This is a genomic window from Flavobacterium erciyesense (assembly GCF_018069925.1).
GTDB lineage: Bacteria > Bacteroidota > Bacteroidia > Flavobacteriales > Flavobacteriaceae > Flavobacterium > Flavobacterium erciyesense.
On record NZ_JAGPXB010000009.1, the window covers coordinates 90352 to 116936 of the forward strand.

Genomic DNA, 26585 nt, shown 5'->3' on the forward strand with positions numbered 1-26585 from the left:
TCATTATTGTAATGGGCGACCAGATTTTTGTAAAATCATCCAGCCGTTAAAGATTTGTTTATTTAGTAAGGCAGTGCGCTAGCAAAACCTACAATTTCTTGTTTGATATTTTGGAGGTAATCAATGTCATCAAAACCGTTTAGCATGTTGTTCTTTTTATAGCCGTTGATGTCAAAGGATTCTTTTTCGCCGGTAGCAACTATAGTGATGGTCTGTTCAGGCAGATTGATTTCTAAAGTTGTTTTAGGATCGGTTTCGATTGCTTTGAAAATTTTATCTGAAAATTCAGGGCTTACCTGTACTGGCAATACACCTATGTTCAAACAATTTCCTTTAAAAATATCTGCAAAAAAAGAGGAAACTACCGCGCGAAACCCGTAATCATAGACGGCCCAAGCCGCATGTTCGCGAGAAGATCCTGAACCAAAGTTTTTACCACCAACTAATATTTTGCCACTAAAAACGGGATTGTTTAGCACAAAATCGGTTTTGGGTGAGTCGTCGTTATTGTAACGCCAATCTCTAAAAAGGTTATCGCCAAAGCCCACTCGCTCTGTCGCTTTTAGGAAACGTGCTGGAATTATTTGGTCTGTATCAACGTTTTCTATCGGTAGCGGTACCGCACTGCTCGTTAGTATATTGAATTTATCGTATGCCATTTTTATTTTTTATTAGCCCCCCAACCCCCGAAGGGGGAGTTGTTAGAGGCAAAAGTTAATTTTTAGTGTAATATTTACTTTGTTGGGAATTCCCCCTTTGGGGGTTAGGGGGCTAAAACAAATTTCTTGGGTCTGTCAAAACTCCGGTAACTGCTGCCGCTGCTGCCATAATCGGACTCGCAAGTAGCGTTCTTGAACCCGGTCCTTGGCGACCTTCAAAATTTCGATTGGATGTACTTACTGCATATTTTCCTGCCGGTACTTTATCGTCGTTCATCGCCAAACAAGCCGAGCATCCCGGTTGACGCAGGACAAATCCAGCTTCGGTTAAAACATCTAAAATCCCTTCGTCTTTAATTTGAGCTTCAACTACATGCGATCCCGGAACTAGCCAAGCAGTAACGTTGTCAGCTTTTTTGCGTCCTTTTACAATTTCGGCGAAAGCCCTAAAATCTTCAATACGGCCATTGGTACAACTGCCTAAGAAAACAAAGTCAATTGGTTTGCCAATCATCACATCTGCTTCGTCAAAGCCCATGTACGCAAGCGATTTTTTGTAGGTTTCAGCACCACCTTCTACTTGATTCGCAGAAGGAATTTTTGATGAAATGCTGATGCCCATTCCAGGATTTGTACCGTAAGTAATCATAGGTTCAATAGCTGCTGCGTCGATATTTACTTCAGCATCAAAAACGGCGTCGGCATCTGTTTTTAGAGTTTTCCAGTAAGCCACGGCTTTGTCCCAAGCTTCACCTTTGGGAGCAAAAAGTTTACCTTCCAAGAAATCAAATGTCTTTTGGTCGGGCGCAATCATTCCGCCACGAGCTCCCATTTCAATACTTAAATTACAAACTGTCATTCGGCCTTCCATAGACATTTCTTCGAATACATTTCCGGCATATTCTACAAAATATCCCGTACCACCTGAAGTAGTTAGTTGCGAAATAATATATAATGCCACATCTTTCGGGCCTACACCTTTGCCAAGAGTGCCGTTGACGTTGATGCGCATTTTTTTAGGTTTGGGTTGCATGATGCATTGGGTTGCCAAAACCATTTCAACCTCCGAAGTTCCAATTCCAAAAGCAATGGCGCCAAAAGCACCGTGAGTTGAGGTATGCGAGTCGCCACAAACAATAGTAGCTCCTGGTAAGGTGATTCCGTTTTCAGGACCTACTACATGCACAATTCCGTTTTGTGCGTGTCCTAAACCCCAATGCGAAATTCCGTATTCGGCAGCGTTATCCGCTAAGGCTTTTAATTGATTGGCAGATAAAGCATCTTGTACAGGTAAGTGCTGATTAATTGTTGGAGTATTGTGATCAGCGGTTGCAAAGGTACGTTCAGGATATAAAACAGGAATATTTCTTGATTTTAAACCCAAAAAAGCAACGGGACTAGTTACTTCGTGAATGAAATGACGGTCGATAAAAAATACATCTGGTCCATCTTCAATTTTACGTATTACATGGGCGTCCCATACTTTGTCAAATAATGTCTTACTCATTTTAAAATTTTTATTTTGCAGCAACATTGTGCTAGGATGATCATTAAAAGGGCAAAACTAAGTAGCTACTGGCGATTCTAAATTTACTTAATTTGATTTTATACGATGCCCAAATTAAAAACGATGGAACTGCAGTTGTTGTTTTGGCTTTTTGGCTTTTCAGATGTTTGAATTGTTGTTAAGAGAATTACTGTTTTTATATTTTAGGTGATGTTTTTTGATTTTTATCAAATTGATATTTTTAAGGCTTTATCTGGTGATTTTGTTATCAAATCGATGATTTATGATGATGAACTTGTTATTTTCTATAGCTTAGTGAAAGTTGATTTAGTATTTGAATTTTTAATTCTACTATAAATTTGATTGCGAAATATGCTTGTTTTAGATGTTTCTTCGAGTTGCTTTACCATGAAATACTACGACGTTCAAAGTTGAATTTTTAGGTTTTTTTCTATTTAAATTCACTCTTCATTGCAATTGTAAGAAGTTGTTTTTTTAATAATTTGATTTAGTTATTATTGTTGAAAAGTAATCTGTATTTGATTTTAAATTGGGTAAAAATCATCTGGTATTGTTGATAACTTCACTATGTTTCTACTTGAAAATCATCTAAATTTGAACTTCCACAATTGTTATGTTTGATGCTTTTTAGATATCAGTAAACCAATGTTTTGCGGTGTTTTTTAAATTGCATTTTTACATTTTTAATCTTTGTTACTTTAGCTTATGTACTTAATATTCGATACCGAAACTACAGGATTACCGAAACGCTGGGATGCGCCTATTACTGATTCGGACAACTGGCCTCGTTGCATTCAAATTGCGTGGCAATTGCATGATGACATGGGAAAATTGATCGAACATCAAGATTATTTGGTACAACCCGATGGTTTTAATATTCCGTATGATGCCGAGCGTATTCACGGAATATCGACCGAATTGGCGCAACAAAACGGAATCCCGCTGGCTGAGGTACTCGAAAAATTCAATGCAGCCTTGGGTAAAACCAAGTTTATTGTGGGTCAAAATTTAGGTTTTGATGTCAATATTATGGGGGCCGAGTTCCATCGATTAGGAGTGGAGTCTACTATGGCAAGTCTTCCTGTTTTAGATACTTGTACAGAGGTGACGGCAAGTTTACTCAAACTGCCCGGAGGACGTGGTGGTAAATTCAAATTGCCAACTTTGACGGAGTTGCACAGTTATTTATTCAACGTGCCTTTTTCTGAAGCGCACAACGCAACGGCCGATGTGGAGGCAACTACTCGTTGCTTTCTTGAGTTAGTTCGAAAGGAAATTTTTACCAAAGAAGAACTAGATGTTCCGGCGTCATATTTTAAAGATTTTCAAGCAAAAAATCCAAGAGAAATTCAGCTTATTGGACTTAAGCACATCAATCTGAAGCAAGCTTCGGACGTAATTCGTCAACAATTTGGCGATAAGCAAGGAGCGGGAATATCGAAAGGTGAACTTTTAGAAAATAAAAAAGTACTTGCTGAGGCGAAGTTTGCGCATTTGCACAATCATACACAGTTTTCGGTGCTGCAATCCACTATCGGGATTGGTCCGTTGGTTGCTGCAACCGCCAAAAATGGTTTTCCAGCAGTTGCCATGACTGATACAGCAAACATGATGGGAGCGTTTCATTTTGTAAGCGCCGTAATGAATCACAACAAATCGGCTTCCGCCAAAAATAAAACGTTGGTGGAGAGCGGCGAGGAGCCAACAGAAACCGAAATGAAGCCTATCGTAGGTTGTGAATTTAATATTTGCGACAATCATTTAGATAAAACAAAAAAAGACAATGGCTATCAAGTGGTGCTATTGGCCAAAAATAAAAAGGGGTATCATAATTTAGCCAAGATGGCGTCTATAGCCAACATCAACGGATTTTATTATGTACCTCGTATTGATCGCAGTATTGTGGAGCAGTACAAGGAAGATATCATGGTTTTATCTGGAAATTTATATGGTGAAATTCCGAGTAAAATTTTAAATGTTGGTGAAAATCAAGCCGAAGAAGCCTTGTTATGGTGGAAAGCGCAGTTTGGTGACGATTTCTATCTTGAGATTATGCGCCACAATCAAGAGGATGAAAACAGGGTCAATAAAACCTTGATAGAATTTGCACAAAAACACCAAGTAAAACTCATCGCTACCAACAATACCTATTATTTAAACAAGCAAGATGCCAATGCACACGATATTTTGTTGTGTGTAAAGGATGGTGAAAAGCAAGCTACACCAATTGGTCGTGGTCGCGGGTATCGCTATGGTTTGCCAAATCAAGAGTACTATTATAAGTCTGGTGACGAGATGAAGCAACTTTTTGCTGATTTGCCAGATGCTATTATCAACATCCAAGAAATTGTTGATAAGGTCGAAATTTACTCACTCTATCGTGATGTATTATTGCCTAAATACGATATTCCGCAAGAATTTGTTGATCCATTAGATGAACAGGATAATGGCGTACGAGGTGAAAATGCTTATTTGCGTTATCTCACAATGGAGGGAGCGAAAAAACGTTACAACGAAATTACCCCTGCCATTCAAGAGCGATTGGATTTTGAGTTGCTCACGATATCCAATTCAGGTTATCCGGGTTACTTTTTGATTGTTCAAGATTTTATTGCCAAGGCACGTGAAATGGATGTTTCGGTTGGTCCAGGCCGTGGATCGGCAGCAGGGTCAGCGGTGGCTTATTGTTTGAAAATTACCAATATTGACCCCATTAAGTACGATTTGCTTTTTGAGCGTTTCTTGAATCCTGACCGTGTATCCATGCCCGATATTGATATCGACTTTGATGACGAAGGTCGTGGTCGAGTTATGGATTACGTAATTAAAAAATACGGCTCCAACCAGGTAGCTCAAATTATCACTTATGGTAAAATGGCAACTAAGTCGGCTATTCGTGATACCGCGCGTGTGCTTGATTTACCGCTGTTTGAAGCGGATAGAATCGCCAAGTTGATTCCGGGGATGATGCCTTCAAAATGGAATTTGGCTCGATTTATTTCAGAGAAGGAAGAGGATGTTAAAAAAGCCTTGCGCTCTGATGAATTTGATAATGTAAAGGAGTTAATCGCGATTGCCAATTCCGATGAATTAGCTGGAGAGACAATTCAGCAAGCTAAAATTCTGGAAGGTTCGATGCGAAATACCGGTATTCATGCCTGTGGTGTGATTATTACCCCATCAGACATTACCAATTTTGTGCCCGTAACAACGGCGAAAGATTCTGATTTATACGTAACTCAGTTTGATAACTCGGTTGCAGAAAGTGCAGGTTTATTGAAGATGGACTTCTTGGGTTTGAAGACCCTTACACTTATAAAAGATACGGTGAAGCTGGTGAAATACCGAAATAACATCGAACTTAATCCAGATGAGTTTCCTATTGATGATGTCAAGACCTACGAGTTGTTCCAGCGCGGAGAAACAGTGGGGATTTTTCAATACGAATCGCCTGGAATGCAAAAATACATGAAGGATTTGAAGCCAACTGTATTTGGGGATTTGATTGCCATGAATGCCTTATACCGTCCAGGACCGCTTGAGTATATTCCTTCTTTCGTTCGTCGTAAAAACGGTGAGGAAGAAATTAAATACGACTTGGATGCTTGTGAAGAATACCTTGGAGAAACTTACGGAATTACCGTTTACCAAGAGCAGGTGATGCTTTTGTCACAGTCATTAGCTGATTTTACAAAAGGTGAGGCCGACGTACTTCGTAAAGCTATGGGTAAGAAACAAAAGGACGTTTTGGATAAAATGAAACCTAAATTTGTTGAGCAAGCTGCTGCGAAAGGACATGATGCTAAAATTTTAGAGAAAATCTGGAAAGACTGGGAGGCGTTTGCGAGTTATGCCTTTAACAAATCGCACTCTACCTGTTACGCCTGGATTGCCTACCAAACTGCTTATTTAAAAGCGCATTACCCTGCCGAATATATGGCGGCGGTGCTTTCAAACAACATGAGCGATATCAAACAAGTGTCGTTTTTTATGGAAGAATGTAAGCGTATGGGATTGCGTGTACTAGGTCCGGATGTTAACGAATCCTTTTATAAATTCACCGTTAACGATGACTATGCTGTACGTTTTGGTATGGGTGCTATTAAAGGTGTAGGTTCTGGAGCCGTGGCTACCATTGTCGAAAACAGAAAAGATGGCAAATACAAGTCGATTTTTGATTTGACCAAACGTATTGATTTGCGAGCAGCTAATAAAAAGGCACTCGAGAATTTAGCATTAGCAGGCGGATTTGATTCTTTTGAAGGAACAAGCCGTGCGCAATATTTTCACGATGATGGCGATGGAATCACATTTTATGAAAAAGCCATTCGTTACGGAGCCAAGTTTCAAGAGAACGAAAACAGCTCGCAAGTGAGTTTGTTTGGTGATACCAGCGAAGTGCAAATTGCAGAACCTGTGGTGCCGCCTTGCGAGGATTGGAGTACGATGGAAAAATTGTCTCGCGAAAAGGAAGTGGTTGGGATTTATATTTCAGGACATCCGCTAGACGATTTTAGATATGAAATGAAATATTTCTGCAACGCCAAATTAGAGGCCTTGCGCAGTATGGAACAATATGTGGGTAAAAATTTAACTTTTGCTGGTATTGTAACTAATTTCCAAAGGCGCACGGCTAAAAACGGTAAAGACTGGGCCATTTTTACTTTAGAAGGTTTCGACGAAAGTTTCGAATTTAAAATATTTGGCGAGGAGTATCTCAAATTTTACCATTTCTTATACAACAACCAATTTGTGTTTTTGAAAATCTTAATTAAAGAAGGTTGGGTGAATCAAGATACAGGTAAAAAGAGCGAGCCTCGAATGCAATTTGTTGAGGTAAAACAACTGCAAGATGTACTAGCTACATTTGCTAAAAAACTTATCTTGTACTTGAATATTAAAGACATACAAACAGAAGTGATTCATAATTTGAGTCGACTTTTTCTAGAAAATAAAGGAGACAACACGGTAAGCTTTGAAGTCATGGAAATCGAAAAAACCAAACGTTTAGTTGCTGTAGCTCCAATTACTATCGAGGCTGATGATGAATCGTTTGTTGACGATCAAGAGGATGGCGACGATGCTGGCGCAGATGGATTAGCCACAACTGCTGCTGCAAAAATGGAGGAAATTGAAGAGATTAAAGTGGTGACTAAACTGAGCATGCCAAGTAGGAAATTAAAAATCAAGATTTCCCATGAGTTGTTAGTTGAGTTAGAAAAAATGCAGATAAATTTCAAACTGAATTAGTCAATCGTTGTTCGAATTGGCATTGTTGTTCTTAGTAATTTATTGGTTTGTACAATTCAAAATTATTGAAAAAAAATCTCATTTTTAGTTATATGCTAACGCCTTGATTGTTAGATATTATGTAATTCGGATATCGTTTTGAGGCATTTTTATGTATTATTTTTATCTTTTATGGCGTATTTTTGCTTTTACGTTAATAAGAGATATTATGAAAAAGAAGTTATTTTTAGTTGGTTTTATGTTGAGTTCGATGCTAATTATCGGGCAATCAAAACAAAATGGGAGTTGGTATTTAAAAGCAGGCGGTTCGTATTTTATGCAAACTGCGGCAACAGAATTTCCTACTGTGGGTGGTAATGCAGCATTAAATAAAACCTACGTAGGAGGTAAGTTAGTAGCAGAAGAAAGTATCACCGGTTCTTTTGGTGAGGGTTTTAGATCAGGTATCACATTAGGTCGTCGCTTTAATGCTCGTGTTGGTTTTGAACTTGGTTTGAATTATTATTCAAGTGCAGATAAAACCATGGCTCAAACTACTACCGATCAGATTTTTATGTCTGGAGGTAGGCCGATATTCAATTTTAAATCGGTAGGGCAAATTTCCGCATTTGATTTGGCGCCAGCTCTAGTCTTATTTCTTGGAGAAGCGAAAGGTTTTGAACCCTATTCAAAAGTGGGATTGTTACTTCCTATTCATGGAGATTTAGAGATTACGACCAATGCAATTGCTCCAACAGGCGTTGCAAGTCCAGCCACTGTGGCGGTGAAAAGTGTTGATCGTATCAAGCCAAATCCTACAGTAGGTTTTATGGCTAGTTTAGGAACTACTTACGCTTTGGGAAATAAACTTGCTGTTTTTGCGGAGTTAGAATACCGCAATTTTACAGTTCATGGTAAATCAAAGGAGACGATTGTGTACGAAAGAAATGGTCAAAACGCTCTATCAACAAGAACGAACGCTCAAATTAATACCAATTATGTAGATCGTTTGGATGTAAATTCAAACAATGCGGCAACAAATCCTAATGGTTTAGACGCAAGCAAGCCAATGGATGAGTTGAGCTCTTATGTAGGGATCAGTGGTTTAGGTTTGACTTTAGGTTTGAAATACAGTATGTAGTTCAATCATAATTAAAATACCAAGGGATGTCATTGTTTGGCATCCCTTTTTTTATGCTGGATAAGTGCTACTGAAATCGACACACCTAGCCCTGATGGCAGCGGCATCCTTTTGGGTTCCCGCAGGAACGAAGGGAATCCAAAAGATAAAGCGTACAGCAGGAAATAGCTTCAAAAAAATTAAGCTAAAAAGAAATACTTTTGGCATATAGGCGTTGATAATGGATTAATAGGGAAAACTAATTTGCGAATAGTGGTTGATTTGTTTTTAATTTCTAAATTTGTAATCTAGTTTGAATGATAAAATTTCAAATGATAACTTAAAATATATATTATGGCATTAGCAATAACAGATGCTACTTTTGAAGAGGTAGTTTTGAAGTCAGACAAACCAGTAATGGTTGATTTTTGGGCAGCATGGTGCGGACCTTGTAGAATGGTGGGTCCAATCATTGACGAGCTTAGTAATGAATATGAAGGAAAAGTAGTAGTAGGAAAAGTAGATGTTGATGCAAATCAAGAATTTGCTGCAAAATACGGTGTAAGAAACATTCCAACTGTTCTTGTTTTTCATAACGGAGAAGTAGTAGGAAAGCAAGTAGGAGTAGCTCCTAAGCAAACTTACGCTGATAGTTTAGACGCATTGTTGTAATCTATAGATTATAATTAAAATAGAGCCAATTGTGGTTCATTGAAAAGGTTTGACGCAAGTCAAGCCTTTTTTTGTTTGAGCTGAATTGATTTTATTTATTTGATTAAGTTTTGCTTCGGTACTTTTTTAATTTTTAAATCTTTCAATCTTTTAATACATTTGGTAGATGAAGATGGAATCACAAATAGAACAAATAGCTCGTTTTCAGCATCTGGAATTGTTAGCAAATCAAGTCGTAGAAGGTTTTATATCCGGAATGCACAAGAGTCCGTTTCACGGCTTTTCGGCTGAATTTGCAGAGCATAAAGTGTATAATGCTGGCGAGAGTACCAAACACATCGATTGGAAGTTGTACGCCAAAACCGATCGTTTGTACACCAAAAGGTATGAAGAGGAAACCAATTTGAGATGCCATATTGTTATTGATAATTCCTCGTCAATGCATTATCCTAATTTGCGTAGTGATCAAAATTTTTACGAAAACAAAATTGGTTTTTCTGTCTTGGCATCGGCTGTTTTGATGAATTTACTCAAAAAGCAGCGAGATGCAGTGGGATTGAGTGTATTCTCGGATACGTACGAGTATTATGCACCTGAAAAAGGAAGCGATCGCCATCATAGAATGATTTTGAGTAATCTCGAAGGTTTGTTAGCAAAACCAATGACTCAAAAGAAAACCGATACAGTGACCTACTTGCATCAAATAGCAGAAAAGATGCACCGACGCTCGATGATTGTTTTGTTTACTGATATGTTTCAGTCAGGGCCTAATTCAGTAGATGAGGAGGCTTTGTTTAATGCGCTGCAACATTTAAAACACAACAAGCACAAAGTGGTTGTTTTTCATGTTGTAGATGCTAAAACGGAGTTGAATTTTGATTTTGATAATGGACCACGACAATTTATTGATGTAGAAACAGGTGAAGAAGTAGTGCTTTTTGCAGATAATGTGAAAGAAGAGTATGAAAAACAAATGCAATTGTACTTTAAAAAGATAGCATTGACCTGCTCGCAGAACAGAATTAAGTATGTTCCGGTACGTGTTGATGAAAATTTTGAAAAAATAATGACTACTTATTTGGTTGAAAAACAAAACTTTGGCTAAAAGTGTGTATTTTTTTTGATTTTTTTTAGCAAAAACGCTTGTGTAAACGGAAATCTGTTGTATCTTTGCCACCGCAATAACGCAGAGGTTTGGTAGTTCAGTTGGTTAGAATACATGCCTGTCACGCATGGGGTCGCGGGTTCGAGTCCCGTCCAGACCGCAATATTGGGGAAAGCCTTTCGTAACAGAAAGGCTTTTTTGCCCCTTTAAGGTTTTTAACGTTAGTTGTGTTGTTTGCTACGAATTTGTAACTCGTAGCGGGTTTAGTAGTTAGACCAATGAAAAGCTTTTCGCCTCGGCGAATAGCTTTTTTGATTAAAATGAGGGTACTCTTGATATAAACTTCTGCATACAGTTCTATTTGTAGAACAAGAAGTTACAGCTTACAATACTGGTTTGGTAGTTCAGTTGGTTAGAATACATGCCTGTCACGCATGGGGTCGCGGGTTCGAGTCCCGTCCAGACCGCCAGTACAAAAAGTCTTTCGAAAGAAAGACTTTTTTGTTTTACAGCATTTTGTACTTTATATAATTTTAAAAAAGTGCCACTCTGTTTTCCCATACCAACCACAGGTACATACCTAAGCACATACAGCCAAAAACAAACTGAATGAAACTAGAGGCCAAAAAACCTACCAATGAGCCTACTGCAGCTTTTACGGCTCTTTGTTGGTTTTTGGAGTCGTAAAGTAATTCACCTACCAACGCACCTATAAATGGCCCAATTATAAACCCGAACGGTATTGGTGCTAGTAAGCCAACAAGCAACCCAATATTGGTGCCCCAAATACCGTAACTACTGCCGCCAAATTTTTTGGTACCTTGTGCCGGAATTACATAATCTAAAACTGAAAGCGCTATTGTAATTAGAAAAGTGATGCCTACAACCCAGTAGTTCATGGGAACAGCACCGGTGAGATAGAGCAATAAAAGTCCTAACCAACTTAGTATAGGTCCCGGTAAAACAGGTAAAAAACTTCCAGCAATGCCCAAAAGAATGCTCAGTAGTCCCAAAAGTAAAAGCAACACATCCATAATAAATTTTTTAGTAAATTTGATTTTCAATAAAAGCAACTTCCTCTGGTTATGAAACTAATTCAAACACTTGCGTCTTTTTCTATTTTATTTCTATTTTTATTATGCGGTTTAGGCGCGCATGCTCAAAATAAAGCAGTATCCGCAGCGGATCAGTTGCTCAAAGAATCCATTTATAACAAGAACAGAGTAAAAGTATTAAATTTTTCATTGAAACAATTTGATGCGCTTTTCTTTGAATTCTCTGATAAAAAATCAGACCCAAAACTCATTTTAACCAAAGAAGAGTTTTATAACTACACCATGCAAATTGCGGTTTTCTCGGAACGTTTGGCTACTTTATACCCAGATCAAAAAGAAGTTGCCGCTCAGAACAAACAAAAATGGTTTAACGAAAACTACGAAGATTATTTGCTTTCAAAAGCCTCTCCAAAAAAATAATTGTATTTTTATGGCGTATTCGTATAATTCAAAAACAAAACCTTGAAGCAGTATTTTCTCTTTTTTGCCTTTCTTCTCCTCAATTCTTGTCAATATGTTGATAAGCAGGTCCCTTCGGAAAAGGAATTATTGCAAAAAGAACTCAAAGCAATCAACTGGAAAGAAGTTGACGAATATCCGTCGGTTATTGATTGTGAGCAAATCAATGACAAAAAACAACGCCAACAATGTTTTTTTGAAGTTTTAACGCAACTTATTCAAGAAAAGTTAAGCGTTGATACGCTTTCAATTCTTTATCCGGAACTCGATACCATCGAGGTAAAGGTTACCGTTTTTCCTAATAGCACGATGCAATTTGAACCACAGTTTCCAAAAGACTCCGTGGCGTATGACAAAATTAAAATCGATAGTATATTAAAAGTACGCTTGGTGAATTTCCCCAAGATAAATCCAGCTATCAAACGCGGAATCCCTGTAAAAACCCAATTTATTCTTCCTGTAATTTTAAAAGTAGAGTAGTTTTAAGTAACTATTTATCTCCGCTGAATCTTCGATGTCCAGCTGTACACGTTATTCCCGATAAAAAAAACTACGGTAGAAAAGCCTTGTTTTTTAAAATCGGGAGATGCCACTTACATCTATGCTAGGGCAATAGCAATTCCTAGAACTTTCTGCCTTTCCATTCGTATTTCCCAGTCATAGAATACAAAGCCACAAAGGTGCTAAAAAAAGGATAAAGCAAACTACTAGCTAGCAAGTGACGCATTTTGGTTTTGGTCAAAAAATTGTTAGTTTGGTAAATCAAAACGGTATCAACAATAAATTTTGCTACGCATACAATCAATAAATGTACTAGTGAGAAGCTGCTAATAACAGCTAGAAACAAAATGAAAATCCAATTTAAATTTCCTAGAAAAACGATAACAGCAAGTACTTTTCCAAAACTACTTTGGTACGAACTCGTTTTACTAGCCCATCGTACTCGCTGGTAAAACAAAGCTTCCCAACTATTCACAGCTTGCGTTTTAACAATATTATTTGATGATTTAAGGTAGTGTACTTTCTCTGGATGGCGTGCAATGGCTTTTTGAAGCAGAAAAACATCATCGCCACTAGCAATTGAATTGTTGCCTTCAAAGCCATTGAGTTCCTCAAAAATAGCTTTAGTGTAGGCCAAGTTAGCACCATTGCACATAAATCCTTTTCCTAGACCAAAACTACCTATTGTAGCGCCTTGTAAACTTGTTAAATCCAACTGTTGAAAGTGATGTAAAAACGAATTGTTACCAGTATAGGTTACTGCCCCGGCAACCATGCTTACATTGTGATTTTGTAGGTATTGGTCTAAACTTGAAAGCCATTTTTTGGGTAAGGTGCAATCAGCATCGGTAGTGATTACCCAATTTGTAGATACCCTTGTCATGGCAGCAGTTATAGCATCTTTTTTGGGTGAATTTGAAGTTCTATGATTCGGCAGTATTGTTGCTTTAAAAGGCAATTCAGGTAATTCAAAGCCGTCAGTTGAAGCATCATCAATTAAAAGGACTTCAAATAAATGTGCTGGATATTCTAATTTTGTAAAACTATCCAACAATAACGGGAGGTTATGCGCTTCATTCCTAAACGGGACAATAATTGTAAATGCTGTGGTAGCTGATGCGGAAGAATGCTTCGTAGTTTTAATTTTGGTAAAGCCATAGATCAGTGCCATGATGGCTAATGTATAAATCAGCAGAATCAAATAGAGTAACAGTGCTGTGATCATCTGTATTTAGTTTAGGTGGTTTTCGTTTGTCGGTACGGGAGCAACAATTTTAAAATTCAAAACAAAATAACTTCCAATCACAACAGGAATCACAACATTGAGGAACCACATCAATGTCGAAATAAAGATAACTATCCATTCATTTACACCCAAAAGGGCAAAGAAATAAACCGCCACACTACCTTTTACGGCAAAGTCTAAAAACTGAAAAGTAGGCAATGAGGAAGCTAAAAAGTACACACTTGTTATAGCAGCCATCAAAATTCCGTAAGGCAAATCTACATCAAAGGCTAGAAACAAAAAGTAATATTGGTGCGAGAAAACTAAGTATCGACACAAACCCAGGAAAATATTTTTTTGATGAATGTCTTTTGGAATTGCATTGATTTTGTGGAGTAATTTATCAAGAGAGTAGCCTTTTATTGTTATTCTTTTTACCAAAAACAAAACGATTCCGAGCAACAGTAAAACACCTAAAACTAGCAACATTGTTTGATTGCTGAGAATGTGGTGTTGCAAGTTATAATACAAGAAACCTGCAATCCCGAAAACCACGGTCAATAGCATCTGGATTCCGTTGCAAATCAAGTTTAAAAACACTACTTTTTTAGTCTCCGTTTTAGGAAAAAATAACGCTTTTCCGGCATATTCGCCCACGCCGTTTGGTGTAAAAAGTCCAGCAGTAAGTGCGCCAAGTACTTGCTTTGTTGCATCGCTGAGGGAAATGGGATGGATACATCGTACTAAGTTTTGCCATTTCAATATCTCAAAAAACCGATTCAAAACACTCAGCAATAAAATAAATGCAATTCCGCCAACAGATTGGTTTTTTTGAAACAAAACAAGGAACTTTTGCCAGTCTAGTTTGTCATTATTGGCCAGTTGATTGTAAATAAAATAAAACGCACCACCAACAATTAATAGTTTGATAAGAAGTACAAGGAATTGCTTAGTTTTGTGTGGTATTGAAATCATTTTGCAAAGTAAAGGAAAACTATTGTGAAAAAGCTATTTCACAGAGATTCACAAAGAATTCGTGAAGTTTTACAAAAATAGTAGAAGCTTGGTTGGTTTAGTGAACCTTTGTGGTTCCTCAGAGCATCTTAGTGTAATAACAAAAAAAGTATAAATTAAAAAGATTTGTCAAACGAACGCATCATATTAGGAATTGACCCTGGAACCACAATTATGGGTTTTGGGTTGATCAAAATTGTCAATAAAAAAATGCATTTTTTGCAATTGAACGAATTGCAATTGTTAAAATACGACAATCATTATCAAAAATTGAAAATCATTTTTGAACGAACGATTGAGTTAATCGATACGCACAATCCTGACGAAATTGCAATTGAAGCGCCTTTTTTTGGTAAAAACGTGCAGTCGATGCTGAAGTTGGGTCGTGCGCAAGGAGTTGCTATGGCTGCCGGACTTTCAAGAGATATCCCGATTACCGAATACGAACCAAAGAAAATTAAAATGGCGATTACTGGAAACGGAAATGCCTCAAAAGAGCAGGTTGCTAAAATGTTACAGCAACTTTTAGGATTGAAAGAATTGCCCAAAAATCTAGATTCAACAGACGGTTTGGCTGCTGCAGTGTGCCATTTTTTTAATTCAGGAAAAACCGTTGGCGAAAAAAATTATACCGGTTGGGACGCTTTTGTAAAACAAAATGAGGAACGAGTTAAGAAATAGTTTTCAGTTGCAGCAACTGTAAACTGCGACTGTGACTGAATACTAAATAAATGAGCGGAATCTACATACATATCCCTTTTTGCAAGCAGGCGTGTCATTATTGCGATTTTCATTTTTCGACTTCTATGAAAAAGAAAGACGCAATGGTTGTGGCTTTGGCCAAAGAAATTCATATGCGCAAAACGGAGTTTCAAAATGATATCGTGGAAACGATTTATTTTGGGGGGGGAACGCCAAGTGTGCTAACTTCTGATGAAATTAATTTTTTGATCAATGAGGTATACTATAATTTTGAAGTAGTTGAAAATCCCGAGATTACTTTGGAGGCCAATCCAGATGATTTGTCTGAAGAACGAATTATTGAATTATCAAAAAGTAAAATTAACCGTTTGAGCATTGGGATTCAGTCATTTTTTGAAGAAGATTTACTTCTGATGAATCGAGCTCATAATTCGGCGGAAGCCAAAAAATGTTTGCAAATAGCTACTCAGTATTTTGATAATATTTCATTGGATTTAATTTACGGAATTCCTGCCATGAGCAATGAAAAATGGGAGCAAAATATCGACACAGCCTTGAGTTTTGGCATTCCTCATATTTCCAGTTATGCCTTAACGGTTGAGCCAAAAACAGCTTTGAAAAAACTAATACAAACCGGGGCCATTGCTGCTCCCAAAGATGAAGTTGCTGAGGCGCATTTTATGATTTTGGTTGACAAGCTCGAGGCCAATGGTTATGTACACTATGAATTGTCAAACTTTGGGAAACCAGACTATTTTTCTAAAAACAATTCCGCTTATTGGTTGGGGAAAAAATATATCGGAATTGGCCCTTCGGCACACAGTTATGATGGTGTTTCCCGTAGTTGGAATATAGCCAATAATGCCTTGTATTTAAAAGGGATTCAAGAGCATATATTGCCGAATGAAGTGGAAATTTTATCTATTGCCGATCGTTATAATGAATATATTATGACGGGATTGCGAACTATTTGGGGTGTTTCATTAACAAGAATTGAAAATGAATTTGGAAGCGAATATTTGAATTATTTGAAAAAACAAACCCAAAAATTCCTCGATGATGATTTGGTTTTTATCGAAAATAATATTTTGAAACCAACTGCAAAGGGAAAGTTTTTGACGGACGGCATAGCGTCAGACTTATTTTACTTAAATTTGGAATAACTGGATTACCGCAAGGTTCGCAAATTTTTTCGCAAAGTTCACAAAGATATATTAGTATGACTGAAGATGAATTATCTAAAATTGTATTTGATTGTGCTTTGAAAGTTCATAAGAGACTCGGTCCGGGATTATTAGAGAGCTCCTATGAGGCATGCTTATTTTATGAATTAAATAAATTGGGTTTGAATGTTGTAAAACAAAAACCCTTGCCTTTGGTTTATGAAGAGGTAAAATTAGATATTGGTTGCCGAATTGATATTATTGTTGAGGATAAATTGATTTTAGAAATAAAATCAGTAGATGCTTTAAACGACATTCATTTTGCTCAATTGTTGACCTATCTGAAATTGACCAATTGTAAGTTAGGTTTACTGATAAATTTTAATGTTGTTTTGATAAAAGATGGAATAAAAAGAATTGTAAATAATCTTTAATCATGACTTTGCGGGCCTTGCGGAAAACTTTGCCCCCTTTGCGGTAAAAAACCTATGATTAATGTATCTGAAATTGACGAATTGTAAATAATCTTTAATCATCACTTTGCGTGCCGTGCGTAAACCTTTGTACCCTTTGCGGTAAAAAACCTTTGATTAACGTATCTGAAATTGACGAATTGTAAATAATATTTAATCATAACTTTGCGTGCCTTGTGTAAACCTTTGCACCCTTTGCTGTAAAAAACCTTTGATTAACGTATCTGAAATTGACGAATTGTAAATAATCTTTAATCATCACTTTGCGTGCCTTGCGTAAACCTTTGCGCCCTTTGCGGTAAAAAAAAACTATGAAAGCAAAAATCAACAACTTTGAAATTGACCTATCAAAACCCATTGATATTTCGATTCCGCTGACTAATACCGATGACAATCCTATTGCGTGGTACATTGAAAAACCTGTCATTGAACCAGTCGTTTTTGGTGATTGGATCGGAAAAGTTTCAGAGGGGAAATCATTTACAAACTTTAATAATATTTTCTTCAACCCGCACGGACACGGTACGCATACCGAGTGTTTGGGTCATATTACACGAGATTTTTACAGCATCAATCAATGTTTGAAACAGTTTTTCTTTTTGGCCGAGCTTATTTCGGTGCAACCGGAATCAATTAATGGTGATTTGGTGATTACCAAAAATCAAATTGAAAAAGTTTTGATGGGGAAAACTCCAGAGGCAATTGTAATTCGAACATTACCTAATTTAGCAAACAAAAAGCATTTAAAATATTCGAATACCAATCCGCCCTATTTAGCTGAAGATGCTGCGCGTTTCATTTGCGAGAGCGGAATTCAACATTTACTCATTGATTTACCAAGTGTAGATAGAGAACATGATGAAGGCAAATTGCTTGCTCACAAAGCCTTTTGGAATGTAACTGATGTCAATAATCTTAATATTGATGCACGATTGAATTGCACCATTACCGAAATGATTTATGTGGCTGATGAAGTTAAAGATGATAGTTATTTACTGAACTTACAAATTGCTTCTTTTGAGAATGATGCCAGCCCAAGTAAACCTATTTTATATCAAATTCAATAGCTATGAATTTAGAAACCTACTACGAATATTGCCTTTCGAAAAAAGGTGTGACAGAACATTTTCCTTTTGACGAAGATACTTTGGTTTTTAAAGTAGGAGGTAAAATGTTCGCGCTGTCATCTCTAAGCCAATGGGAGAAAGGTCAACCATCTGTTAACCTAAAGTGTGATCCAGAGCGCGCACTTGAACTGCGTGCAGAATATGATGATATTCAGCCTGGTTTTCATATGAGTAAAACGCATTGGAATACTGTTTCAATAAACAATACACTGCCAACTGATATGATTAAAGAGTTAATTGATCATTCTTATGAATTGATTTTTAATAGTTTAACAAAGAAGCAGCAATCCGACCTTTATAACGCTTGAAAACCATTCGTCGCTTTAAATTAGTTATTCGACTATAGTAAATTGATATTTCATCGAAAATTAGGTTATTCTGTCTCTTGTTTACGTAAGTTTATAAAGCACCTTAGAAAAAACAGATGAATAAATCACTAAATATTTTATTAATTGAAGATGATGCCATTGAGGTAATGAAATTCAATAGAGTTTTAAGTAGCTTAAATTTTAAGCATAAAATTATAGAAGCTAATAATGGAGAGGAAGCAATTAAAATATTAAAAGAAAAAGAAACGGTTCCGGACATAATAATTTTAGATTTAAATATGCCAAAAATTAACGGAATAGAATTTTTAGGGATATTGAAAGGGGACGACTACTTAAAATATATACCAGCTATAATTTTAACTACATCTAATAATCGAAAAGACGTTTTAGAATGTTACAAAATAGGAATTGCGGGATATCTTTTAAAGCCTCTTAAATATGATGACTATGTAGATGGGATAAAACGCTTAATAGAGTATTGGAGTGATAATGAATTAATATCTCAGTAACATGTACGGAATTGTAAATAAGGCAATTGAAGAATTAGTTGTGGCTAATTTTGGAGCTGATAAATGGGAGGATATTAAACTGCGAAGCGGAGTTGATGTTGATTATTTTATAAGCAGTGAGCCTTATGATGATGATTTGACTTTTAAGTTAGCTCAAGCAGTTTCTGATGAAATGGGCATGACATTAAGTTCCGTTTTAATTACTTTTGGAGAATGGTGGGTTGTTAAAACAACAAAAGATAAATATGGTGGATTGATGGAAGCAGGAGGAGATAATTTAAGAGAATTTTTAATAAACTTGCCTCTCTTTCATAATCGAGTAATGCTGATATACCCAAAACTGACTCCTCCGGAATTTAAAGTGAGTGATGTTAACGAAAACAGTATTAATCTGCATTATTTCTCAAAAAGAGAGGGACTTCAGGACTTCGTAAGAGGCCTTATTCAAGGATTGGGGATAATGTATAATACACCTGTTACAATTAATTTACTTCAAACCCGTGACGAAGGAAGTTCACATGAAATTTTTAATGTAATTTGGTAAAAACATGAACAAATTAGAATTTAATTTTGATGAAGATAGTTTTAATAAGCTATTCCCTTTCTATATTTTAATTGATTCTAATTTGAAAATAAAAAGTTTTGGTAAGAGTTTGGCCAAGACTTTGCCTGGAATTAAATTAAATGATACTTTTTCATCCACTTTTGAAGTAAAAAGACCATTTGTTGAAAATCCAGATTTTGATAGCTTAACAGCTATTTTTGATCAATTAATCGTTATAAGTACAACCTCTAACGCTATTGATTTAAGGGGGCAATTTCAGCAATTTAATGATTCTATTTTATTTGTAGGCTCTCCTTGGTTTGTCTCTATGAATCAAGTTAGAGAAAGGAAATTAACGCTACACGATTTCGCTTTTCACGATCCTTTACTCGATCTTCTACATGTTTTGAAGACACAGGAAATAACTACCCAAGAACTAAAAGAATTATTATTTAAAATTAATAATCAAAAAAAAGATTTAAAAAGAGATCAGGAAGAGCTAAACAGGCTTTCCCTTGTGGCGAGGGCTAACGAGAATGGGGTTGTTTTTACAAAACCTGACGGTGTAATTTTTTGGTGTAATGATGCTTATTTAAAATTGACTGGCTTTTCTATAGAGGAAGTAATAGGAGCAACCCCTGTTGAGTTAGGTAAGTGCGAATATACGAACAAGGAAGATTTAAAGAAGATGATTGTTCCGTTTTTAAATGGAGAAATGTTTGATGTAGAGCTAGTTCATGGTAGAAAAGACGGAAGCTATTTTTGGACTAAAACAAAAGGGCAGCCCGTTCTGGATTCAACAGGAAATGTCGTTCAGTATTTTGCGATGATTGAAGATATAACTGAAAAGAAGAATGCTGATTTTAAATTAATTGAATCGGAGGACAGGCTTTCATTTCTAATTCGTAATCTACAAACGGGGATAATTTTAGAGGATGAAAACAAAAGACTTTTATTGGTAAATAAAAAATTATGTTCGATGTTTGATTTTGAAGTAGAACCGGATGCTTTAATCGGCAGTGACTTCTCTGGTTCTGTCGAAGATTCCAAACGGTTTTTTAAAAATCCGGATATATATGCGGAAAGATTGAACAATATTTTTAAAGAAAATAAAGCTGTTTATAATGAAGAATTAGAGCTTATAGACGGTAGGTTTTTTGAGAGAAGTTATGTTCCTATCTTTAGAGATGGTATTTATAAAGGCAATCTTAGGTCCTATGTCGACATTACAATAAAAAAGAAACACGAGGAAATATTACAAAATGAAAAAGAAAAATACAGCAACATCATAGCCAATATGAACTTAGGTTTGATTGAGGTTGATCAAAACGATCGGATTACTTTAGTAAATCATAGTTTTTGTGAAATTAGTGGGTATACTGTATCGGAACTGATTGGGAAAAAGGCATCAAATTTATTTTTAAACGAAGAAAATATACAGCTTATTGAAACTAAAAATAAGTTGCGGGTTCAAGGAGTGACTGATTCTTATGAAGTACAGATAAAAAACAAAAAAGGAGAAAAAAGATATTGGTTAATAAGCGGGGCGCCAAATTATGATGTTAATGGAAAAATCATGGGTTCCATAGGTGTTCATTTGGATATAACAGAACAAAAAGAGCAAGAGGAAAAACTTTATTTACTCTCTTTAATAGCAGAAAAAAATCTAAATTCAGTTGTGATTAGTGATAAAGAAGGCAGGATAGAATGGGTTAATTCCAGTTTTGAAAAAATGTCAGGTTATACTAAAGAGGAATTGATAGGAATGAAGCCAGGCTATCTGTTACAAGGCGCAACCACAAATCCTGAGACTATTAATTACTTAAAAAATCAAATTAGTAAAGGGCAACCTTTTAATTGTGAAATTCTAAACTATTCCAAATCAGGAGAAAAATATTGGGTAAAAATTCAAGGACAAGCATTATATAATACTAGAGGTGAGATAGTTCGATATTTTGCTATTGAAGAAAATGTAACCAATAAGAAATTATTGGAAAATCAACGGGAAGAGCTAGTGGTGAGTTTAGCAAAAACGAATAAAGAACTCGAAGATTATGCTCAAATAGTATCACATGATTTAAAATCTCCTTTACGAAGTATTCATTCATTAATTTCATGGATAAAATCCGATAATGATAAGGAATTTAGTGATCTAACCCTAAGTTATTTTTCTATGATTGAAAATAAAGTGGAAAAAATGGATTATTTAATTGATGGTATATTAACCTATTCTAAAATTGACAAAGAGGAGTTGCCTCAAGAAAGTATAAACACTCATCAAATTATACAGAGTATAATTAACATTATTTATATCCCAGAACACATCAGTATTACTATTAAAAATCAACTACCGATGCTGCAGGCGGATCGTTACAGAATCCAGCAATTGTTCCAGAATATAATAGGGAATGCTGTAAACTATATTGAAGAGGAAGTCGGATTAGTTGAAGTCGCTTCGGAAGAATTTGAGGACTATTATGTTTTCTCCATTAAAGATAATGGTGTTGGTATTGCAAAAGAGCATCATCAGAAAATATTTAATACCTTCCAGTCCTATACTAAAAGTGAGCATTCAACCGGACTTGGATTGGCAATTGTGAAAAAAATTATAGATGCTTATAATGGTAAAATATGGGTCGATAGCGAATTAGGAAAGGGTTCAACTTTTTTCATAAAGCTTAATAAATAACTATGAAAATTATTCAGGCATCGAAAGTAAAAAATCAAGATTGGAACTATTTTCAAGAAAAAACAACTTTAAAAAATCCTTTAGTTCTGGTTTTTGGCAATAGATTTCTTTTGGAGGACGAGGCAGTTATAGAAGGTATTCGAAAAGAATTTCCTTATGAGGATATTGTTTTTGGATCTACTTCAGGGGAAATTTTATGTTGTAATGTATATGATAATTCTATCTCAGTAACGGCCATCGAATTTGAAAAAAGTTCTTTTGCAGTTGAACGAGCCAATATTTTAGATCATCAAAAAAACGCACAAGAATTAGGTGAAGTACTATATCAAAAAATTCCCAAACAAAACTTAAAGCACCTTTTCGTTCTCTCTGAAGGGAGTTTTGTAAACGGAAGTTCACTTATCAAAGGCCTCGAAAGTACTTTAGAATCTCAAGTCAGAATTACAGGTGGTATGTGTGGAGACGATGCACGTTTTGAAAAAACAATTGCCTCCTACAAAGAGAATCCAAAAGAAGGAGAAGTTATACTAATTGGGCTTTATGGTTCATCATTAGAGATTAGCTTTGCTAGTTTTGGAGGGTGGATACCTTTTGGTCCAGAGCGTATTGTAACTCATTCCGTAGACAATGTATTGTATGAAATTGATAGCCAGCCAGCACTCGATCTCTATAAAAATTACTTGGGTGAGAGGGCTAACGAGTTACCCAAAGCCTCTTTATTTTATCCTTTAAATGTTACGCCACAGGACCGAAATGAGCCAGTAGTGCGAACTATTTTGAATATTGATAATGCGAACTCGTCAATGATTTTGGCAGGTGATGTTCCTACAGATTCAAAAGTACAACTCATGATGGCCTCAGTAGATAATATTGCTGATGGAGCACTGCAGGCTGCTAAATTCGGGATGAAAAACCGAAAAACAAAACCAGAGTTCGTACTTGCAATTAGCTGTGTAGGTCGTAAATTGGTGATGAATCAAAGAGTAGAAGAGGAGTTAGACCAAGTGCGAGAAATAATAGGCGAAGGAATACCAATAACAGGTTTTTACTCTTACGGAGAGTTAGCACCCTTCAATGGTAGTACTACTTGTGAACTACACAATCAAACCATGACTTTAACCTTAATAAGTGAGTAATGAATTCTTTATTGAAAAGACAAATAGATAAAAAACTGCGGGGCGGGTTAAATGATTTGGATATTTTTCTGGCGGCTATAAATGAATCTTACGAAAATTTTGAGAGTCAAATAAGCTTGCTTCAACGTGCAATGAAAATCAGTTCTGATGAACTTTTTAAAGCCAACCAAAAACTTCGTGATGAGGCCGAAAGTTTGAAGGAAATTAATAAAAATTTAGAGTTTATTTTACAGTCTATGAGTCTGGATGTAGCTCAAATTGATACTGCAGAATCATTCAATTCTACAGATTACATCAAAAAACAATCAATCGAAATCTTAAAAATTAACAAACAAAGAGAAGAACTATTGGTACATCTCGAAAATCAAAACACTATCTTAAACGATTATGCGCACATGGTTTCGCATGATTTGAAAGCTCCTTTACGCAATATTGATACCCTTATAAATTGGTTTATTGAAGACAATAAGGAAATGATGAATGAGTCGAATTTAAAATCGATGCAATTAATGCTGTCTAATGTTGAAAAAATGGATTTGTTGATTAAAGGAATTCTCAATTATTCCGAAGTACAAAACAAAGACAGTCTCACGCGATGGATTGATTTGAATTTGATTTTAGAAGATATCACTCGGTTATACAGCGAAGAACACATCACTATTAAATTTGATACTATTTTGCCACTGGTGTGGGGTAATGACGTAAGGTTTATGCAATTATTTCAAAATCTTATCCAAAATGCCATCAAGTACAATAATAAACAACACATAGATATTACAATTGGCCATACAGAAGAGGTTGATTTTTACCACTTTTACGTAAAAGATAATGGAGTTGGCATACCAGAAAAATACCAATCAAAAGTATTTGATATTTTTTTTAAATTAGAAAACACTAATTCTTCTTCCGGAATTGGATTGTCAATCGTGAAAAAAATTGTAGAATTTTATGACGGGACAATTTGGTTGGAAAGCCAGCTCGAAGGCGGCACAACGTTTTATTTTACAATAGCTAAACACAATGGAAAAGCCTAATACAACGTACATAGACCAATTATCGGGTGCTAATTACGAGTTCCGGGATAAACTAATAGCTATTTTAAAAAGAGAATTGCCTGAAGAGATTAGTGCATATCAAATGAAAATAGAATCTGGTGATTTCCAAAGTGCGGCACAGATCGTCCATAAATTAAAGCATAAAATTTCAATTTTAGGATTGGAGAAAAGTTACTATCTTGCTGAAAATTATGAAGATAATTTAGTGCAAAATAGCAAAATTTTGCAACCTGAGTTTGAAATTATTCTGAAATCCATGCAAGAGTTTGTATCTTGCTTGTAATAAATTTTGTTATGAATTGTATTATTATTGATGACGAAGAAACAGCTAGAGCGATCCTAACACAAATGATCGCTGTGTCTCCAGGAGTAAAACTTATTCAGGATTTCCCGAATGCAATTGGTGCAATTAAATTTCTAAACAGTATTGAGGTAGATTTAATATTTTTAGATATTCATATGCCAGATTTTACTGGATTTGATTTTATTCAAACTTTAAAAAATCCACCCAAGGTAATCTTGGTTACAGCTGATAAAAATTTCGCAATCGAAGCTTTCGAATATGATTGTATTGTTGATTATCTCGTAAAACCAATAACGGAAGAACGCTTTAAAAAGGCCATTCAAAAAGCAGAATCTCATCCAAAAACACCACTAGTTTCTGATTTAAAAAAGGTGGTAGAAAATGATGCAAAGGTTTTTTACATCAATATTGATCGAAGGTTGGTCAAAATCGATACTGATTCAATAGTAATTGTTGAAGCAAAGGGAGACTATATTCATATCAAAACAGAAACAAAAAACTACATTGTGCACTCGACCTTAAAGAAAATCGAGGATAAATTACCGTCACAGTTTTTTTTGAAAGTCCATCGTTCGTATGTCATAAATACTAGCAAAATAATAGATATTGAGGATAACAGCATTTTAATAGGCAAAGAGGTAATCCCTGTTAGTAGAGCAAATAAACCAGAACTAATGAAAAGATTAAATCTTCTTTAGTAGGTATGCGTTTATCAAATGTGCTTTTATCTTTTCATGGTTAATTCTTAAGTAAATAAAAGCCAATGAAGCCAACCATTTGTCGCAACTTTTCAACCTTCCAACGAAAATTTCAGGAAGTCTTTGTTGTATGTTTTTAATTTTACTGTATTAAATTAAAAATTATGAAAGTGCTTCTTATAGATGATCAGGAATTAGTTTTATTGACCATCGAAAAGTTATTAATAGACCTTGGATATTTAGTACAATCTGTCAATAATATGGCCGAGGGTATTCAAATATTCGATTCCTACGAACCGGATTTAGTAATTACAGATATTGATATGCCGGTAATTCCTAACTCAACTTTCGAATTTAAAACATTAGATTTCATTAAGAAGAAATCGGGTTTGGAGGTCATAAAGTATATCCGGTTGATAAAAAAAAGTCCTACACCTATAATGGTTCTCTCAGGCAATAAACATCCGGATATGATTGCAAGTGCCTTTTCCTTAGGTGCCAATGAATATATGGTTAAGCCACTTAGTTTAAATGAAATTGGCTCACGTGTTGAAAGATTAATAGGAAGTGCAAATAAGCATAAACCTGTCAAAACCGCAGTAGGAATGATTCAAAAGTCATGTGTGGGGATAGTAATACCTTTTAATTACAAACCGGGCGATGTGGTGGTTCAGGAGTGGAGCCAATTGGTAAAGCAAAATTTAAATTATCATATTTGTTTGGTCAATTACAATTTAGAACACGACTGCGAATGCAATCAGTTGGAAGAACTTAAAGGCACAAATAAAAGGATTACAGTTTTAAATTTTAAAGAAGCGGTTACAAAGGCTGAAGCCATTCGTTTGGGTGTGTTGTATTTAGAAGAGAAACATCAATTTGATTTTATTGTTTTGCGAAACGCCTCATTCTTTAAAAGTCTGGGAAGCGTCAAAGATGCCATTGATATAGCATTACAAATAGATCGTAAATACAGCTGTATTACTACTGCGGCAGATAGTAATACCCATTTTTTTCATAAAATCCTTCAGAAGTTATACCACCGTGTAGCCCGTAGTTTGAATAAACAACTTAATTATTTTCAGCAAGGCGAAATTGAAACCACAGTTTTTTCTATCGAAATTGTCAAAGAAGTATTCGAAAATCCGTTTAAAGCTGATTCAAATTTTCAAAAAGAAATTAAGCAAAGAGCACAAGCTTATAGTAATTAGAATTTTACATTTTAACGGGTTTTATCGAAGTTTTGAAATCTGAGAAAGAAAGATTTAATGAACTTTAAAACAAGACACATG

At 35.7% G+C, this 26585-nt stretch carries 24 protein-coding genes and 2 tRNA genes; 21 read left to right on the forward strand and 5 right to left on the reverse strand.

What is annotated here, in order from left to right; translation table 11 throughout:
- Positions 1–62: 62 nt before the first annotated feature.
- Both leuD and leuC read right to left on the reverse strand, forming a co-directional pair.
- Positions 63–659 (reverse strand): 3-isopropylmalate dehydratase small subunit, encoded by a 597-nt coding sequence (leuD, locus tag KBJ98_RS10560; protein ID WP_210790496.1) that lies wholly within the window; start codon positions 657–659, stop codon positions 63–65.
- 112 nt (positions 660–771) lie between these two features.
- Positions 772–2166: a 3-isopropylmalate dehydratase large subunit gene (gene leuC, locus KBJ98_RS10565; protein ID WP_210790499.1), complete on the reverse strand. Its 1395-nt coding sequence runs from the start codon at positions 2164–2166 to the stop codon at positions 772–774.
- A gap of 726 nt (positions 2167–2892) precedes the next feature.
- Between leuC and dnaE the strand changes: the two genes are divergently transcribed.
- The 6 genes from dnaE to KBJ98_RS10595 all read left to right on the forward strand — a co-directional run bounded on the left by dnaE (position 2893) and on the right by KBJ98_RS10595 (position 10783).
- Positions 2893–7437, forward strand: coding sequence for a DNA polymerase III subunit alpha (dnaE, locus tag KBJ98_RS10570; RefSeq protein WP_210790502.1), 4545 nt, complete (start codon positions 2893–2895; stop codon positions 7435–7437).
- A 208-nt stretch (positions 7438–7645) separates the two neighbouring features.
- A complete protein-coding gene (locus KBJ98_RS10575; RefSeq protein WP_210790504.1) occupies positions 7646–8557 on the forward strand; it encodes an outer membrane beta-barrel protein in 912 nt (303 codons plus the stop codon).
- A gap of 333 nt (positions 8558–8890) precedes the next feature.
- A complete protein-coding gene (gene trxA, locus KBJ98_RS10580) occupies positions 8891–9208 on the forward strand; it encodes a thioredoxin (protein ID WP_024980008.1) in 318 nt (105 codons plus the stop codon).
- A gap of 166 nt (positions 9209–9374) precedes the next feature.
- Positions 9375–10313: a DUF58 domain-containing protein gene (locus KBJ98_RS10585; protein ID WP_210790506.1), complete on the forward strand. Its 939-nt coding sequence runs from the start codon at positions 9375–9377 to the stop codon at positions 10311–10313.
- A gap of 86 nt (positions 10314–10399) precedes the next feature.
- Positions 10400–10473: transfer RNA gene (locus KBJ98_RS10590), tRNA-Asp, on the forward strand.
- Between the two features lie 233 nt (positions 10474–10706).
- Positions 10707–10783 (forward strand) — tRNA-Asp (locus tag KBJ98_RS10595).
- A 63-nt stretch (positions 10784–10846) separates the two neighbouring features.
- On the opposite strand, the gene KBJ98_RS10600 is transcribed toward KBJ98_RS10595, so the two are convergent.
- Positions 10847–11347 (reverse strand): DUF456 domain-containing protein, encoded by a 501-nt coding sequence (locus tag KBJ98_RS10600; protein WP_210790507.1) that lies wholly within the window; start codon positions 11345–11347, stop codon positions 10847–10849.
- 51 nt (positions 11348–11398) lie between these two features.
- On the opposite strand from KBJ98_RS10600, the gene KBJ98_RS10605 reads away from it, so the two are divergent.
- Both KBJ98_RS10605 and KBJ98_RS10610 read left to right on the forward strand, forming a co-directional pair.
- The gene (locus KBJ98_RS10605) at positions 11399–11788 is read left to right on the forward strand and encodes a hypothetical protein (RefSeq protein WP_210790508.1); all 390 of its coding nucleotides are present in this window, start codon (positions 11399–11401) and stop codon (positions 11786–11788) included.
- Between the two features lie 42 nt (positions 11789–11830).
- Positions 11831–12307 carry a hypothetical protein gene (locus KBJ98_RS10610; RefSeq protein WP_210790509.1) on the forward strand — a complete coding sequence of 159 codons (477 nt, stop codon included), beginning with the start codon at positions 11831–11833 and terminating at the stop codon, positions 12305–12307.
- 142 nt (positions 12308–12449) lie between these two features.
- On the opposite strand, the gene KBJ98_RS10615 is transcribed toward KBJ98_RS10610, so the two are convergent.
- Positions 12450–13553, reverse strand: a complete 1104-nt coding sequence (locus KBJ98_RS10615; RefSeq protein WP_210790510.1) for a glycosyltransferase family 2 protein — start codon at positions 13551–13553, stop codon at positions 12450–12452.
- 6 nt (positions 13554–13559) lie between these two features.
- Positions 13560–14528 (reverse strand): lysylphosphatidylglycerol synthase domain-containing protein, encoded by a 969-nt coding sequence (locus KBJ98_RS10620; RefSeq protein ID WP_210790512.1) that lies wholly within the window; start codon positions 14526–14528, stop codon positions 13560–13562.
- A gap of 165 nt (positions 14529–14693) precedes the next feature.
- Here KBJ98_RS10620 and ruvC point away from each other — a divergent pair, with 165 nt between their 5' ends.
- From ruvC to KBJ98_RS10685, 13 genes are all read left to right on the forward strand, one after another.
- Positions 14694–15248 carry a crossover junction endodeoxyribonuclease RuvC gene (gene ruvC / locus KBJ98_RS10625; RefSeq protein ID WP_210790514.1) on the forward strand — a complete coding sequence of 185 codons (555 nt, stop codon included), beginning with the start codon at positions 14694–14696 and terminating at the stop codon, positions 15246–15248.
- Between the two features lie 50 nt (positions 15249–15298).
- Complete coding sequence (gene hemW, locus KBJ98_RS10630) at positions 15299–16432, forward strand: radical SAM family heme chaperone HemW (RefSeq protein WP_210790516.1); 1134 nt, start codon at positions 15299–15301, stop codon at positions 16430–16432.
- A gap of 56 nt (positions 16433–16488) precedes the next feature.
- Positions 16489–16866, forward strand: coding sequence for a GxxExxY protein (locus KBJ98_RS10635; protein ID WP_210790519.1), 378 nt, complete (start codon positions 16489–16491; stop codon positions 16864–16866).
- A 350-nt stretch (positions 16867–17216) separates the two neighbouring features.
- The gene (locus tag KBJ98_RS10640) at positions 17217–17972 is read left to right on the forward strand and encodes a cyclase family protein (protein ID WP_210790520.1); all 756 of its coding nucleotides are present in this window, start codon (positions 17217–17219) and stop codon (positions 17970–17972) included.
- 2 nt (positions 17973–17974) lie between these two features.
- Positions 17975–18340 (forward strand): MmcQ/YjbR family DNA-binding protein, encoded by a 366-nt coding sequence (locus tag KBJ98_RS10645; RefSeq protein WP_210790524.1) that lies wholly within the window; start codon positions 17975–17977, stop codon positions 18338–18340.
- A 116-nt stretch (positions 18341–18456) separates the two neighbouring features.
- Positions 18457–18870 (forward strand): response regulator, encoded by a 414-nt coding sequence (locus KBJ98_RS10650; RefSeq protein WP_210790528.1) that lies wholly within the window; start codon positions 18457–18459, stop codon positions 18868–18870.
- Position 18871: 1 nt separating this feature from the next.
- On the forward strand, positions 18872–19414 hold the full coding sequence (locus tag KBJ98_RS10655) for a heme NO-binding domain-containing protein (RefSeq protein ID WP_210790532.1): 543 nt from the start codon (positions 18872–18874) through the stop codon (positions 19412–19414).
- A 4-nt stretch (positions 19415–19418) separates the two neighbouring features.
- Positions 19419–22103 (forward strand): PAS domain S-box protein, encoded by a 2685-nt coding sequence (locus tag KBJ98_RS10660; protein WP_210790535.1) that lies wholly within the window; start codon positions 19419–19421, stop codon positions 22101–22103.
- Positions 22104–22105: 2 nt separating this feature from the next.
- Entirely contained in the window at positions 22106–23239 is a 1134-nt protein-coding gene (locus KBJ98_RS10665; protein ID WP_210790538.1) for an FIST signal transduction protein, read from the forward strand.
- Positions 23239–24273 carry a sensor histidine kinase gene (locus KBJ98_RS10670; RefSeq protein WP_210790541.1) on the forward strand — a complete coding sequence of 345 codons (1035 nt, stop codon included), beginning with the start codon at positions 23239–23241 and terminating at the stop codon, positions 24271–24273. The genes KBJ98_RS10665 and KBJ98_RS10670 overlap by 1 nt, the downstream gene beginning before the upstream one ends.
- On the forward strand, positions 24260–24577 hold the full coding sequence (locus KBJ98_RS10675) for an Hpt domain-containing protein (RefSeq protein ID WP_210790544.1): 318 nt from the start codon (positions 24260–24262) through the stop codon (positions 24575–24577). Before KBJ98_RS10670 ends, KBJ98_RS10675 begins: the two co-directional genes overlap by 14 nt.
- A gap of 11 nt (positions 24578–24588) precedes the next feature.
- Positions 24589–25296: a LytR/AlgR family response regulator transcription factor gene (locus tag KBJ98_RS10680; protein WP_210790546.1), complete on the forward strand. Its 708-nt coding sequence runs from the start codon at positions 24589–24591 to the stop codon at positions 25294–25296.
- A 164-nt stretch (positions 25297–25460) separates the two neighbouring features.
- A complete protein-coding gene (locus KBJ98_RS10685; protein ID WP_210790549.1) occupies positions 25461–26504 on the forward strand; it encodes a response regulator in 1044 nt (347 codons plus the stop codon).
- The last annotated feature ends 81 nt before the right edge of the window (positions 26505–26585 follow it).

Coding starts and splice junctions, on each gene's coding strand:
- KBJ98_RS10680 (WP_210790546.1), top strand. CDS start 24,589: ATGAATTGTATTATTATTGATGACGAAGAAACAGCTAGAGCGATCCTA.
- KBJ98_RS10575 (WP_210790504.1), top strand. CDS start 7,646: ATGAAAAAGAAGTTATTTTTAGTTGGTTTTATGTTGAGTTCGATGCTA.
- KBJ98_RS10620 (WP_210790512.1), bottom strand. CDS start 14,528: ATGATTTCAATACCACACAAAACTAAGCAATTCCTTGTACTTCTTATC.
- hemW (WP_210790516.1), top strand. CDS start 15,299: ATGAGCGGAATCTACATACATATCCCTTTTTGCAAGCAGGCGTGTCAT.
- KBJ98_RS10665 (WP_210790538.1), top strand. CDS start 22,106: ATGAAAATTATTCAGGCATCGAAAGTAAAAAATCAAGATTGGAACTAT.
- KBJ98_RS10685 (WP_210790549.1), top strand. CDS start 25,461: ATGAAAGTGCTTCTTATAGATGATCAGGAATTAGTTTTATTGACCATC.
- KBJ98_RS10585 (WP_210790506.1), top strand. CDS start 9,375: ATGAAGATGGAATCACAAATAGAACAAATAGCTCGTTTTCAGCATCTG.
- leuC (WP_210790499.1), bottom strand. CDS start 2,166: ATGAGTAAGACATTATTTGACAAAGTATGGGACGCCCATGTAATACGT.
- KBJ98_RS10645 (WP_210790524.1), top strand. CDS start 17,975: ATGAATTTAGAAACCTACTACGAATATTGCCTTTCGAAAAAAGGTGTG.
- KBJ98_RS10650 (WP_210790528.1), top strand. CDS start 18,457: ATGAATAAATCACTAAATATTTTATTAATTGAAGATGATGCCATTGAG.
- KBJ98_RS10660 (WP_210790535.1), top strand. CDS start 19,419: ATGAACAAATTAGAATTTAATTTTGATGAAGATAGTTTTAATAAGCTA.
- trxA (WP_024980008.1), top strand. CDS start 8,891: ATGGCATTAGCAATAACAGATGCTACTTTTGAAGAGGTAGTTTTGAAG.
- KBJ98_RS10675 (WP_210790544.1), top strand. CDS start 24,260: ATGGAAAAGCCTAATACAACGTACATAGACCAATTATCGGGTGCTAAT.
- KBJ98_RS10640 (WP_210790520.1), top strand. CDS start 17,217: ATGAAAGCAAAAATCAACAACTTTGAAATTGACCTATCAAAACCCATT.
- KBJ98_RS10615 (WP_210790510.1), bottom strand. CDS start 13,553: ATGATCACAGCACTGTTACTCTATTTGATTCTGCTGATTTATACATTA.
- KBJ98_RS10670 (WP_210790541.1), top strand. CDS start 23,239: ATGAATTCTTTATTGAAAAGACAAATAGATAAAAAACTGCGGGGCGGG.
- leuD (WP_210790496.1), bottom strand. CDS start 659: ATGGCATACGATAAATTCAATATACTAACGAGCAGTGCGGTACCGCTA.
- KBJ98_RS10635 (WP_210790519.1), top strand. CDS start 16,489: ATGACTGAAGATGAATTATCTAAAATTGTATTTGATTGTGCTTTGAAA.
- dnaE (WP_210790502.1), top strand. CDS start 2,893: ATGTACTTAATATTCGATACCGAAACTACAGGATTACCGAAACGCTGG.
- KBJ98_RS10655 (WP_210790532.1), top strand. CDS start 18,872: ATGTACGGAATTGTAAATAAGGCAATTGAAGAATTAGTTGTGGCTAAT.
- KBJ98_RS10605 (WP_210790508.1), top strand. CDS start 11,399: ATGAAACTAATTCAAACACTTGCGTCTTTTTCTATTTTATTTCTATTT.
- KBJ98_RS10600 (WP_210790507.1), bottom strand. CDS start 11,347: ATGGATGTGTTGCTTTTACTTTTGGGACTACTGAGCATTCTTTTGGGC.